Source organism: Paenirhodobacter huangdaonensis (assembly GCF_004022465.1).
GTDB classification, from domain to species: Bacteria; Pseudomonadota; Alphaproteobacteria; order Rhodobacterales; family Rhodobacteraceae; genus Rhodobacter; species Rhodobacter huangdaonensis.
Genome location: NZ_SAVA01000001.1, coordinates 215,499 through 227,784, shown reverse-complemented (window position 1 = coordinate 227,784; position 12,286 = coordinate 215,499). Strand labels below are relative to the sequence as shown.

At 68.6% G+C, this 12,286-nt stretch carries 10 protein-coding genes; 9 read left to right on the top strand and 1 reads right to left on the bottom strand.

Annotated features, from left to right (window positions below):
• Positions 1-42: 42 nt before the first annotated feature.
• The 3 genes from EOW66_RS01055 (at position 43) to EOW66_RS01045 (ending at position 2,517) form a co-directional block, all read left to right on the top strand.
• Positions 43-774 (top strand): GntR family transcriptional regulator, encoded by a 732-nt coding sequence (locus EOW66_RS01055; protein ID WP_128154147.1) that lies wholly within the window; start codon positions 43-45, stop codon positions 772-774.
• Positions 775-837: 63 nt separating this feature from the next.
• Positions 838-1,677, top strand: a complete 840-nt coding sequence (locus EOW66_RS01050) for a fumarylacetoacetate hydrolase family protein (protein ID WP_128154146.1) — start codon at positions 838-840, stop codon at positions 1,675-1,677.
• A 60-nt stretch (positions 1,678-1,737) separates the two neighbouring features.
• The gene (locus EOW66_RS01045) at positions 1,738-2,517 is read left to right on the top strand and encodes an SDR family NAD(P)-dependent oxidoreductase (RefSeq protein ID WP_128154144.1); all 780 of its coding nucleotides are present in this window, start codon (positions 1,738-1,740) and stop codon (positions 2,515-2,517) included.
• Between the two features lie 212 nt (positions 2,518-2,729).
• On the opposite strand, the gene EOW66_RS01040 is transcribed toward EOW66_RS01045, so the two are convergent.
• A complete protein-coding gene (locus EOW66_RS01040) occupies positions 2,730-3,950 on the bottom strand; it encodes an amidase family protein (protein ID WP_128154142.1) in 1,221 nt (406 codons plus the stop codon).
• Between the two features lie 359 nt (positions 3,951-4,309).
• Between EOW66_RS01040 and kdpF the strand changes: the two genes are divergently transcribed.
• Genes kdpF through EOW66_RS01010 form a run of 6 tightly spaced genes read left to right on the top strand, consistent with a single transcriptional unit; the run spans position 4,310 to position 12,144 of the window.
• On the top strand, positions 4,310-4,396 hold the full coding sequence (gene kdpF, locus EOW66_RS20885; RefSeq protein ID WP_128154741.1) for a K(+)-transporting ATPase subunit F: 87 nt from the start codon (positions 4,310-4,312) through the stop codon (positions 4,394-4,396).
• Between the two features lie 10 nt (positions 4,397-4,406).
• Positions 4,407-6,092 (top strand): potassium-transporting ATPase subunit KdpA, encoded by a 1,686-nt coding sequence (gene kdpA / locus EOW66_RS01030; RefSeq protein ID WP_128154140.1) that lies wholly within the window; start codon positions 4,407-4,409, stop codon positions 6,090-6,092.
• Between the two features lie 53 nt (positions 6,093-6,145).
• On the top strand, positions 6,146-8,170 hold the full coding sequence (kdpB, locus tag EOW66_RS01025; RefSeq protein WP_128154139.1) for a potassium-transporting ATPase subunit KdpB: 2,025 nt from the start codon (positions 6,146-6,148) through the stop codon (positions 8,168-8,170).
• Between the two features lie 10 nt (positions 8,171-8,180).
• Entirely contained in the window at positions 8,181-8,759 is a 579-nt protein-coding gene (gene kdpC, locus EOW66_RS01020; RefSeq protein ID WP_128154138.1) for a potassium-transporting ATPase subunit KdpC, read from the top strand.
• An 8-nt stretch (positions 8,760-8,767) separates the two neighbouring features.
• The gene (locus EOW66_RS01015; protein ID WP_128154137.1) at positions 8,768-11,461 is read left to right on the top strand and encodes a sensor histidine kinase; all 2,694 of its coding nucleotides are present in this window, start codon (positions 8,768-8,770) and stop codon (positions 11,459-11,461) included.
• Complete coding sequence (locus EOW66_RS01010; protein WP_128154136.1) at positions 11,458-12,144, top strand: response regulator; 687 nt, start codon at positions 11,458-11,460, stop codon at positions 12,142-12,144. Before EOW66_RS01015 ends, EOW66_RS01010 begins: the two co-directional genes overlap by 4 nt.
• Positions 12,145-12,286: the final 142 nt, after the last annotated feature.

The following is a 12,286-nucleotide window of genomic DNA, read 5'->3' as shown; positions in this document are numbered from 1 at the left end:
CAAATGTCATTTTTTCCAAGATACAGATAGGAACGCTGGGCCATGTCGAAACGGGGAGACGCAAAGTCACTGGCGCTGGATGTCTATCAGCGGATACGTCAGGGCATCTTTGACGGCCAGATCACGCCGGGCACCCGGCTGCAGCCTGCGGTTCTGAGCAAGGAATACAACGCCAGCACGACCGTCGTGCGCGAGGCGCTGATCTTGCTGAGCGGAGACCGTCTGGTCAGCTCGACGACGGGGCAGGGGTTTTCCGTGCCCGAACTCGACCGCAAGGAACTGCTCGATCTGACGTTGTTGCGCTGCCATAACGAAAAGCTGGCGCTGACGCTGGCCATCGAGCGCGGGGACATGGACTGGGAGACCGAGGTGCTGGCGGCCCATCACCGGCTGTCGCGCACGCAGCGCCGTTTGCCCGGCGACCAGCTGCACGGCAACCCCGAATGGTTCAACGCGCACCGCGCATTTCACGCAAAGCTGGTCGAGGCCTGTGGCATCCCGGCCCTGATCGACATTTGCGAAAAGCTCGCGGCGGCGACCGAGATCTACCGTGTCACCTCGGGGCCGGTCACGACCACGAGTGCGCGCGACGTGGAGCAGGAACATGCCGAGATTCTGGAGGCAGTGCTGCACCGCGATGCGGAGCGGGCCACGGCTTTGCTGCTGCAACACTATCAGGCGACGGCGGACAAGCTGCTTGCCCGTTGGCCCGGCGCGGCCGCGGACGGAGAGCGCGTCGCGCCCCCATCCGACGCGCCCCCGTCCGATCTGTGACCGCGTCCACGCGCGCCAATCATCATCAGATTTTCCTTATCCCAGACTCTGCAGGAGCGACGAATGCGTCTTGTTTCTTTCATCACCCCCTCGGGGACGGCCAGTTATGGCACCGTTGTCGGGTCCGACGTTCTGGATGCCGGGGCCGTTCTGGGGGCGCAATATGCCGACCTGCGTCAGGTGATCGCTGCCGACGCAGTGGCCGGGCTGGCCGGGGTCGGCACGGCCCTGCCGCTGGCCGATGTCACGCTGCTGCCGCCGGTTCCGACCCCGGAAAAGATCCTCTGTGTCGGGCTGAACTACCTGTCCCACATCGCCGAGACCGGCCGCGACCGGCCCCGCCATCCCTCGATCTTCACCCGCTACCCGTCCTCGCTGGTCGGGCACGGCACGCCGCTGGTGCGCCCGAAGGTCAGCAAGGACTTCGACTATGAGGGCGAGCTGGCGGTGATCATCGGCAAGGCGGGGCGCCACATTCCGGCCGAGGCGGCTTTCGATCATGTGGCGGGCTACACCTGCATGAACGAAGGGTCGATCCGCGACTATCAGATCCACACGACCCAGTTCTGGCCGGGCAAGAGCTTCGAGGCCTCGGGCTCCATCGGGCCGTGGATCGTGACCGCCGACGACGTGGAGGATATCACCGCGCAGACCCTGACCACCCGGGTCGACGGCGTGGTGGTGCAGCAGGCCGGGCTCGACGATCTGGCGTTCTCGATCCCCGAGATGATCGCCTATATCTCGAGCGTGCTCACCTTGCAGCCGGGCGATGTGATCGCGACGGGCACGCCGGGCGGGGTCGGCAAATTCCGCAAGCCGCAGCTTTACCTCGCCCCGGGGATGCAGGTCGAGGTGGAGATCACCGGCATCGGCACGCTGGGCAATGGTGTCGTCGACGAATGACTGCCACGGCCCGTGCCCCGCACCGGGCCCGGGCGGATTTCAAAGAAGGATACAGACCGAATGAACAAAAGGTTTGCAGGCAAGACCGCCTTCATCACCGGCGGCACCGGGGCGCTTGGCACCGCGATCGGCAAGCGCATCGCGCAGGAGGGCGGCAAGGTCTATCTTGCCGATCTGAAACCGGAACTGACCGACAGCATCGCCGCGGCCTTCGAGGGGCTTGCCGCGCCGGTCATCGTGCCGCTCGACGTCACGTCGGATGCGGATTGGCGCCAGACCCTCGATGCGGTGGTGGCCGAGGCCGGCAAGCTTGACGTTCTGGTCAATGCCGCCGGGGTCGTCGGCAATGGCAGCTTCCTGATCGACGCGCTGCCGACCGCCGAATGGCAGCGGATCATGTCGGTGAACGTGGACGGCACCTTTCTGGGCACCCGCGAGGCGATCCGGGTGATGAAGGACAGCGGCGGCGGCGCCGTCGTCAATATCGGCTCGACCACGGCCTTCGTCAGCAGTCTGGACGCGATCCCCTACAATGTCAGCAAGGCGAGCGTGCGGGCATTGACGCGCAACGCCGCCTTCAGCGCGGGCAAGAGCGGCTATCGCGTGCGGGTCAATGCGGTGCATCCGACCTGGGTCTGGACGCCGCTGGTCGAGGCGATGCTGGTCAAGCGTTTCGGATCGAAAGAAAAGGCGCTTGAGGTCCTGTTGGCCCAGCATTGCGTCGACCGTCTGCCCGACCCTGCCGATATTGCCAATGCCGTGGCCTTCCTCGCCTCGGACGAGGCGGCGATCATCACCGGCGCGGATCTGGTGGTGGACGGAGGCCGCACCTTGGGGTGAACGCCTGTGTCCTCCGTTTCCGCGCGCGGGTGACGCCCCCGGTTGCGCGGAAACGGCGAGGCCTGCCGGCCTGATCTGATGCGCAGAGAGCCGGACCGCTTGGTGCGGGAGTTGTTCGCTCCGTCTTTTCGGGCCGGGAAGGGGCCCGTTGCGGCCCTGACCGCCATGCGCGGTGCGGGGGCTGCAGCGGGGCGATCGGCTCCGAGCCGCCCTCAACGATCCCGCGGCCGGAAAAACTCGGACAGCGCGTGAAGAAGAGCCTCGTCCTGATAATGCCCGGCGGCGAAGGACAGCCCGACCGGGCACCCCGCGACGGTCAGCAGCGGCGCCGAGATCTCGGGAAGGCGGGCGACGCCGGAGAACGCGGTGAGGGTCATCGTGGGATCGTAGAAGGCCGTCACCGCCTCGAACGTCCTGAGCGACCCCTTCGGCGGCGCGATGCAGGGGGTGGTGGGGAAGCAGATGATCGTGCCCGCGGGAAGCGCCGCGTTGATCTGCTCGAACAGCCGCTCGCAGCGCGTCAGGCTTTCCAGGGCCGAGATCCGGTCGAACCGGCGCACATTGCCATAAGCCAGCGAGAAGGTGGTGCCGAGCTTGGGCCGGGCGGTCTCGATCCAGTTGCCGATCGTGCTTTGGACTTCCGCCGTCTGCAGGTCGCGCAGCGCCTTCAGATTGCAGTCGCTCAGCGGCCGGTCCTCGCCGATGAGCTGCGCGAAACGGATCGGCTCGGCGACAAGGCCGGTGCGCCGCGCGATGTCATCCAGAGCCGTGCGCACCTGTGTCTGCACGGCGGGGGCGGCAAGCGCGACCGCGTCGCTCAGCACCAGCAGGCGGCGCGGGGAGGGCGCCGGCCTTGTCCCGCTGCGCAGCAGGACACGCGCCACGGCCGCGAGCAGCGGCAGGCCCGCGGCGAGGATCCCCACCGTGCTGACGCTCGGCATGAAGGGCAGCACCCCGGCCTCGGAGATGCGGTGCAGCGAGGGGCGCATGCCCCAGATCCCGCACAGGCTTGCCGGAACCCGCACCGAGCCCCCCGAATCCGTGCCGATCGAGAAATCGGCCAGCCCGTTGGCGACGGAGGCGGCCGAACCGCTCGACGATCCGCCCGGGACCCGGTCCGGAGCCCGCGCATTGCGCGGCGTGCCGAAGAACTGGCTTTCGCCATCGAGGCTGTAGGTGAATTCATCCGCGATGGCCTTGCCCACGCAGCGCGCCCCGGCGGCCAGCAGCTGATCGACGCAAAGGGCATTGTGGACCGGCGCGGGATGGGCGTCGCGCCAGGCCGGGCTGCCGTAAGAGGTGCGATGTCCGGCGAGGTCGATATTGTCCTTCACCGTGAAGCGCGTCCCGCTCAGCGGGCCGTCTTTCAGCGGCCGAAGGTCAAGCGCCTCCACGAGAGCATTGAACGGGTCGGGCGGGGGGAGCGGAGACATACCCGCCCGGGTAGCACGCCGCGGCAGAAGACCCAAGCGGCAACACGCCGTTCCGGCCCCGAACGGGCGCCCGTCGGTGGCACGGACGGCATGGCCGACGCCCTGGAGGCGCGCGGTCGCAAACCACTGCAGCCGCGCTCTGCGCCCCGGGCCTTGCGCGCTCGCGGCGCGGTTTTACGCGATCTTTATGCGCCGGCGCTGCCTTTCATATATCTCCTTCACGCCCCTCCGCGCGATCACCCGGCCATGACAACAGCGGGAGACTGCCATGGCAGACCTCATCTATCTCGCGCTCGGGCTGGCGGGCTTTTGCCTTTTTGCCGGTGCCCTGCGCCTCATCGACAGGATGTGAGGGCGGCATGTTCGACATCATCCTGGGCCTCGCCGTCGCGACGGGGGTGTTCGGCTTCCTGATCCTGGCGCTGTTGCGCCCGGACCGTTTCTGAAGGGGCGACGATGCAAGACCTTCTGGGATATCTCCTCTTTTGCGCGGTGCTGACGGCCGGCGGGTGGGCGCTGGCCGGCCTGATGACCCGCGTCTATGCGGCACAGCCGACGCCGCTTTCGCCCGTTTTCGGCCCGCTCGAGCGCGGCTTCTACCGCTTTGCCGGCATCCGGGCCGATGTTTCGCAGGGCTGGAAGGCCTATGCGCTTGCCGTTCTGGTTTTCAACCTGACGGGGTTCGTTGCCCTCTATGCGATCTTGCGCCTGCAGGGCGCCTTGCCGATGAACCCCGATCGCATTGCCGGCATGCCGGCCGATCTGGCCTTCAACACCGCGATCAGCTTCGTCACCAACACCAACTGGCAAGCCTATTCCGGCGAGGCGCAGCTCAGCTATCTCGCGCAGATGGCCGGTCTGACGGTGCAGAACTTCGTCTCCGCCGCAACCGGCATGGCGGTCGGTATCGCGGTGATCCGCGGCTTCACCGGCGAGAGGGGCGCGGGGCTTGGCAATTTCTGGGCCGACATGACGCGCTCGGTTCTCTATGTGCTGCTGCCGCTGTCGGTGGTGGTGGCGCTGGTGCTGGTCGTGCAGGGCGTGCCGCAGACATTGCTCGGCGCGGTGCACGCAACCACGGTCGAAGGCGCCGATCAGGTGATCGCGCGCGGCCCCGCCGCCGCACAGATCGCGATCAAGCAGCTTGGCACCAATGGCGGCGGCTTCTTCGGCGTGAACTCGGCCCATCCGTTCGAGAACCCGACGGTGCTGTCGAACATGGTGCAGTGCCTGTCGATCCTGCTGATCCCCGTCGCCTTCTGCTTCGTCTTCGGCCGGATGGCGCAAGACCGCCGGCAAGGCTGGGCGATCTTTGCCGCCATGGGCGTGATGTTCGTCCTTGGTCTCGTGGTGATCTGGTGGGGCGAGGCGGGCGGCAACGCGGCCCTCGGTCTCGGCGCCAACATGGAGGGCAAGGAACAGCGCTTCGGCGCGGGCCTCTCCGCCCTCTGGGGCGCGGCGACCACGGCGGCCTCCAATGGCTCGGTCAATGCGATGCACGACAGTTTCATGCCGCTTTCGGGCCTTGTCGAGATGGTCAACATGATGATCGGCGAGGTGATCTTCGGCGGTGTCGGCGCCGGGCTTTACGGGATGCTGCTCTATGTCGTGCTGGCGGTCTTCCTGGCCGGGCTGATGGTCGGGCGCACGCCGGAATACCTCGGCCGCAAGATCGAGGCGCGCGAGGTGACGCTCGCGATGCTGGCCTTCCTGTCGATGCCGCTCGGCATTCTGGCAGGCGGGGCGATCTCGGCCACGGTGCCGGCGGCGCTGGCCTCGGTGCAGCAGGCGGGGCCGCATGGGCTGAGCGAGATCCTCTATGCCTATTCCTCGGCGGTCGGCAACAACGGCTCGGCCTTCGGGGGCTTCGGCGCCGCGACGCAGTGGCAGACGACGGCCCTTGGCCTTCTGATGCTCCTCGGCCGCTATGCCATCATCGTGCCGATGCTGGCGATCGCCGGCTCGCTCGGCGCGAAGAAGCGCGCCGCCGTCACCTCGGGCACTTTCCCGACGCACGGGCCGCTGTTCGTGACGCTGCTGATCCTGACCGTGGCGATCCTGGGCGCGCTGACGTTCTTCCCGGTGCTGGCGCTTGGCCCGATCGCAGAACAGACCGCCCTGGCGGCAGGGCAAAGCTTCTGATCCCGCGCGGCCCCGAGGGGCCACGCCTTCCCCCTTCAGTTCAGGGACACCCCATGTCCATCTCTTCGACCGCCCATCCGGGCCTTTATATGGCGGCGCTGAAAGCCGCCTTCAGCAAGCTTCGCCCCCGCGCCCTGATGGGCAACGCGGTGATCTTCGTCACCGCCGTCACCGCCGGGCTGACCAGCGTGCTCGCCCTGCGCGACCTTGCCATCGGCGCGCCGGGCTGGGGCGTGACCCTTCAGCTGGCCTTCTGGCTCTGGGTCTGCGTCCTCTTCGCCAATTTCGCCGAGGCGCTCGCCGAAGGCCGCGGCAAGGCCCGCGCCGACAGCCTGCGCGCAACCAAGGCCGAAACCATGGTCCGGCTGCTCACCCGCGAGGACGACCCTGCGCCGAAATCGGTGCCGTCCTCGGCGTTGCGGGCCGGGCAGCTCGTGCGCGTCGAGGCCGGCGACCTGATCCCGACCGACGCCGAGGTGATCCGCGGCGTCGCCTCGGTCGACGAAAGCGCGATCACCGGCGAAAGCGCACCCGTCATCCGCGAATCCGGCGGCGACCGCTGTTCGGTCACCGGCGGCACCCGGATCGTCTCGGACAGCCTGATCCTGAGAATCACCGCCGAGCCGGGCAAAAGCTTCCTCGACCGGATGATTGCATTGGTCGAGGGGGCGGAGCGACAGAAGACCCCGAACGAGATCGCGCTGAACATCCTGCTTGCCGGGCTGACGCTGATCTTCCTTTTCGTCGTGGTCACGCTCGCCCCCTTCGCCCGCTATTCGGGCATCGCGATCCCGGTCATCACGCTTGCGGCGCTGTTCGTGACGCTGATCCCCACCACCATCGGCGGGCTTCTGTCGGCCATCGGCATCGCCGGCATGGACCGGCTGGTGCGCGCCAATGTCATCGCCAAATCCGGGCGTGCGGTCGAGGCCGCGGGGGATGTGGACACGCTGCTGCTCGACAAGACCGGCACGATCACCTTCGGCAACCGGATGGCCGAGGCCTTCTATCCGGCCCATGGCGTGATCGAGACGCAACTGGTCCGTGCCGCCTGGTTTGCCTCGCTCAGCGATGCCACGCCGGAAGGCAAGTCGATCGTCGATCTGGCGCGCCGGCTGCTCCCCGCCCTGACCGGCGAGAGCGTGGAACGGGGCGAGCCCGTCGCCTTCTCCGCCCAGACCCGGCTTTCCGGCGTCGATCTGCCGGGCCGGCAGCTGCGCAAGGGCGCGGTGGATGCGGTGGAGCGGTTCGTCGGGCGCTCCGCCGATCCGGCGCTGCGCGCGAGGATCGACGAGATCGCCCGCTCCGGCGGCACGCCGCTTCTGGTGGCGCAGGACGACGTGATCCTCGGCGCGATCCATCTGAAGGACGTGATCAAGCCCGGCGTGCGCGAACGCTTTGCCGAGCTGCGCGCCATGGGCATCCGCACGGTGATGATCACCGGTGACAATCCCCTGACCGCCGCCGCGATCGCCGCCGAGGCCGGGGTGGACGATTTCCTGGCCGAAGCGACGCCCGAGATGAAGCTTGACTACATCCGCCGCGAACAGGCGGGCGGGCGGCTGGTCGCGATGTGCGGCGACGGCTCGAACGACGCGCCCGCGCTGGCGCAGGCAGATGTGGGGGTGGCGATGAACTCGGGCACGCCCGCCGCGAAGGAGGCGGCGAACCTGATCGACCTCGACAGCGATCCGACCAAGCTGATCGAGGTGGTGATGGTGGGCAAGCAGCTCCTGATCTCGCGCGGCGCGCTGACCACCTTCTCGATCGCCAATGACGTGGCGAAATATTTCGCCATCCTGCCGGCGATCTTCGTCGCCGCCTTTCCGGGGCTGGGCGTTCTGAACGTCATGGGGCTCGCCTCGCCGCAAAGCGCCCTTCTGTCGGCGGTGATCTTCAACGCGCTGATCATCGTCGCGCTGATCCCGCTCGCGCTGCGCGGGGTGAAATACCAGCCCTCGAGCGCCGCGGCGCTGTTGCGGCGCAACCTGTCGATCTACGGGCTGGGCGGGCTGATCGTGCCCTTCATCGGGATCAAGGCCATCGACATGGCCGTCACCGCCCTTGGCCTTGTGTAAGGAGGCTTCCATGCTGACCCAATTCCGCCCCGCCCTTGTCCTGCTTGCGGGGATGACCCTTCTCACCGGCCTTGCCTATCCGCTGGCGATCACCGCGATCGCACAGGCGCTGGTGCCAGCCGCCGCCAACGGCAGCCTGATCGTGAAGGACGGCACCGTGATCGGCTCGCGGCTGATCGCGCAGGACTTCGCGGGGGAGCGCTATCTGCATCCGCGCCCCTCGGCCGCGGCGTTCAGCGCCATGCCCTCGGGCGCCTCGAACCTCGGCCCGAGCTCGGCGGCGCTGCGCCGCGAGGTGGCGGCCCGGCGCAGCGCCTGGGAGGCCGCGAATGGCGGCACAGCCCCGATGGATGCGGTCACCGCGTCGGGGTCCGGTCTTGATCCGCAGATCTCGCCGGCCAACGCCCATGGCCAGGCCGCCCGCATCGCCGCGGCCCGAGGTCTTCCCCTCGCCGAGGTGAACCGGATCATCGCCGCCCATACCGAAAGCCGGTGGCTTGGCCTTTATGGCGAGCCGCGCGTCAACGTCCTGCTGGCCAACCTCGCCCTTGACGCCGCGACGCCGGTGGCGCCTGCTGCGGCAAACTGAGAGGTCAGATGTCCGAACCCTCCCGCCCCGAACCCGAGGCCCTTCTGCCCGAGGCCCGCCGCGAAGGCCGGGGACGGCTGAAGATTTTTCTCGGCGCCGCGCCCGGTGTGGGCAAGACCTTCGCCATGCTGCAGGCCGCGCGCGATCGCGCGGCCGAAGGCGTCAGCGTGCTGGCCGCCGTGGTGGAAACCCATGGCCGCGCCGAGACCGAGGCGATGCTGCGCGGCTTCGAGGTTCTGCCGCGCCGGACGGTCTATCATCAGGGCCATATCCTGCAGGAGATGGATGTCGATGCCCTGATCGCGCGCCTTCCCGGTCTCGCGCTGATCGACGAGCTCGCGCATTCCAATCTCTCGGGCGCGCGGCACGAGAAGCGCTGGCAGGATGTCGAGGATGTGCTGGCGGCCGGGATCGACGTCTACACCACGATGAATGTCCAGCATGTCGAGACGCTGAACGACACCGTCGCGCGGATCACCGGGATCCGGGTGCGCGAGACGGTGCCCGATCAGGTGCTTGAACTCGCCGACGAGATCGAGCTGATCGACCTGCCGCCGGACGAGCTGATCGCGCGGCTGCGTGCGGGCAAGGTCTATGTGCAGGATCAGGCGGCGCGGGCGGTGGCGAACTTCTTCGCCAAGGGCAACCTGACGGCGCTGCGCGAGCTTGCCATGCGCACCGCCGCCGATCGGGTCGATGCGCAGCTCAAGGAACACATGGCGGCAAACGCGATCGAGGGCCCCTGGCCGACGCAGGAGCGGATCCTCGTCGTCCTGCCTGAAGGCGCCGTCGGCCGCGATGCGGTGCGGATCGCCAGGCGCTCGGCCGACCGGGCGCGGGTCGAGTGGTTGGCGGTGGCGCTGACCAGCCTGCGCGCCGAGACGCAGCGCGATCTTGCGGGCGAGCCGGGCACCTCGTCCCTGCGTCTGGCCGAACGGCTGGGGGCCGAGGTGACGGTGCTGCAGACCGAACGCGACGCGGCACAGGACGTGCTGGACTTCGCGCAAAAGCACAATGTCCGCCGCATCGTCGTGCCACGGCCCGCACCGCGGGCGCGGCTTGCGCGCTGGCTGTCGCCCTCGCCACATGAGGCCGTGGTCGCCGGCCTGTTGCGTGGCGCGACGCAGTTCGAGCTGACCCTCGTCACCGACGAGGAAAGCCCGGCGCGCCAGCGTCAGCGCCGCCGCCCGGCCCGGGCCGATGTTCCGGCCCAGCTGCGCCCGCTCGGTCTCGTCGCGCTGGCGGTCTGTGCGACGACGCTGATCGCCCTTGGCGCCGAGCGGCTGATCCCGGTGCTGAGCCTGTCGCTGCTCTACATGACGGTGGTGGTTGCCATTGCCGCGAAACTGGGGCGCTGGCCCTCTGTCGCGGCCGCCTTGCTCAGCTTTCTGGCCTACAATCTGTTCTTCACCGATCCGCGGATGACGCTGCACATCTGGAACCGGGGCCAGTTCGTGACGCTGCTGCTGTTCCTTGCCGTCTCGATCCTGACCGGCAATCTTGCGGCGCGGCTGCGCGACCGGGCCGTGGCGCAACGGGCGATCTCGGACCGCACGCGCAAGCTTTATGACTTTTCGCGCCGGGCCGCCGCGGCGGCCTCCGTCGATGATGTCGTCTGGGCGGCGGTCAGCCATGTCGCCGCGGTGCTCGAATGCCAGTCGATCCTGCTGTTGCCAAATGAAAATGGGCAGCTTGCCATCGTCGGGGCCTTTCCGCCCGAAGACCGGATGGAACCGCGCGAGCTGTCCGCGGCGACCTATGCCTTCGAGCATGGCGAACCCACGGGCAAGGGCTCGGCCACCTTGCCCGCCTCGCGCTGGCTGTTCCTGCCGCTGCTGTCCGCCGACCGGCGGATCGGTGTTCTCGGCCTTGCCTACGAGGACGGGCACGAACCGCCGCCCGGCGACCGGCGGCTGGTCGAGGCGCTGGCCGATCAGGTGGCCTTGGCGCTGGAACGGGTGAAACTTGCCGATGATCTGGCGCAGATCCGGGTGGCAAGCGAGACCGAACGGCTGCGCACCGCGCTGCTGTCCTCGGTCAGTCACGATCTGCGCACGCCGCTGGTGTCGATCCTCGGCGCGGCGGAGGGGCTGACGCAGCCGGGCCTGACCGCCGAGGCGCGCGGCACCCTTGCCGAGACCATCCGCGACGAGGGCGACCGGCTCGACCGCTATATCCAGAACCTGCTCGACATGACCCGTCTCGGCCATGGCGCGCTGACGCTGAAGACCCATGCCACCGACCTGCGGGAGCTGGTGGGGTCGGCCCGCAACCGGCTGCGCGGCCCGCTGCGGGGCCATCCGATGGAGGTGGCGATCCCCGTCGACATGGCGCCGGCGCAGGTCGATCCGGTGCTGATCGAACAGGTTCTGGTCAACATCTTCGACAATGCCTGCAAATATGCCGGTCCGGGCCGCGCGATCCGGATCGCGGCGCATCAGTCGCGCGGGCGGGCGGTGCTGTCGGTCGAGGACGAGGGGCCGGGCCTGCCGCCGGGCGCGGCCGCCCATGTGTTCGACATGTTCTGGCGCGCCGAGCAGGGCGACGGCGGGCAGGCGGGAACGGGCCTTGGCCTTGCCATCTGCAAGGGGATCGTGGAAGCCCATGGTGGCGCGATCCGCGCCGAGGCCGTGCATCCCGACGGGCGCGGCACGCGGATCGTGATGGAACTGCCGCTCTGGAACCCGGAGGTGTCCGCGTGACCGCCGCTGCCCGCATCCTGATCGTCGAGGACGAGGCGCCGATCCGGCGCTTTCTGCGCGTCGCGCTGGAAACCGAAGGCCATCTCGTCTCCGAGGCGGGGACGGCGCGGGACGGCATCGCGCTCGCCGCGCGCGAGGCGCCGGCGGCGATCATTCTCGATCTCGGCCTGCCGGATGCGGACGGGATTTCGGTGCTGAAGGCGGTTCGGGAATGGTCGCAGGTGCCGGTTCTGGTGCTGTCCGTGCGCAGCGACGAGGCCGGCAAGATCGCCGCGCTGGATGCCGGCGCGCAAGACTATGTCACCAAACCTTTCTCGACCGGAGAGCTGCTGGCGCGCCTGCGCGGCCTTCTGCGCGACCGCGCCACAGACGCGGCCCCGGCCGTCCTGACGCTGGGGCCGCTGGTCATCGATGCGGCCGATCATCGCGCCAGCCTGTCGGGCGAAGACCTGAAGCTGACCCGCAAGGAATTCGACCTCTTGTGGCTTCTGGCCGGCCATGCCGGGCGGCTGGTCACGCAGGACATGATCCTGAAGGCGATCTGGGGGCCGGCCCATGCCGAGGACAGCCAGTATCTGCGCGTCTATATCCGCCAGCTGCGCGCCAAGCTCGGCGATGATGCCGCCGACCCGCGCTGGATCTTCACCGAGCCGGGGGTCGGCTATCGCCTGGCCGACAGATAGGCCAGGCCGGACCGCGCTTCGCCAAAGCATGCAGAGGCTGCTGGGGGAGGGGGCTGGCGCATGAGCGGATGAAAGACCCGCCCATTGGCTGAGAGCCCGGATCCCGCCCTTGCCGCAGTACGACTTTCCGCGCCTGCCGTTC

Bases quoted from the DNA above. Each gene is read 5' to 3' on its own strand.
- EOW66_RS01050 (WP_128154146.1), top strand. From the start codon at position 838: ATGCGTCTTGTTTCTTTCATCACCCCCTCGGGGACGGCCAGTTATGGC.
- EOW66_RS01040 (WP_128154142.1), bottom strand. From the start codon at position 3,950: ATGTCTCCGCTCCCCCCGCCCGACCCGTTCAATGCTCTCGTGGAGGCG.
- EOW66_RS01055 (WP_128154147.1), top strand. From the start codon at position 43: ATGTCGAAACGGGGAGACGCAAAGTCACTGGCGCTGGATGTCTATCAG.
- EOW66_RS01015 (WP_128154137.1), top strand. From the start codon at position 8,768: ATGTCCGAACCCTCCCGCCCCGAACCCGAGGCCCTTCTGCCCGAGGCC.
- EOW66_RS01045 (WP_128154144.1), top strand. From the start codon at position 1,738: ATGAACAAAAGGTTTGCAGGCAAGACCGCCTTCATCACCGGCGGCACC.
- kdpF (WP_128154741.1), top strand. From the start codon at position 4,310: ATGTTCGACATCATCCTGGGCCTCGCCGTCGCGACGGGGGTGTTCGGC.
- kdpB (WP_128154139.1), top strand. From the start codon at position 6,146: ATGTCCATCTCTTCGACCGCCCATCCGGGCCTTTATATGGCGGCGCTG.
- kdpA (WP_128154140.1), top strand. From the start codon at position 4,407: ATGCAAGACCTTCTGGGATATCTCCTCTTTTGCGCGGTGCTGACGGCC.
- kdpC (WP_128154138.1), top strand. From the start codon at position 8,181: ATGCTGACCCAATTCCGCCCCGCCCTTGTCCTGCTTGCGGGGATGACC.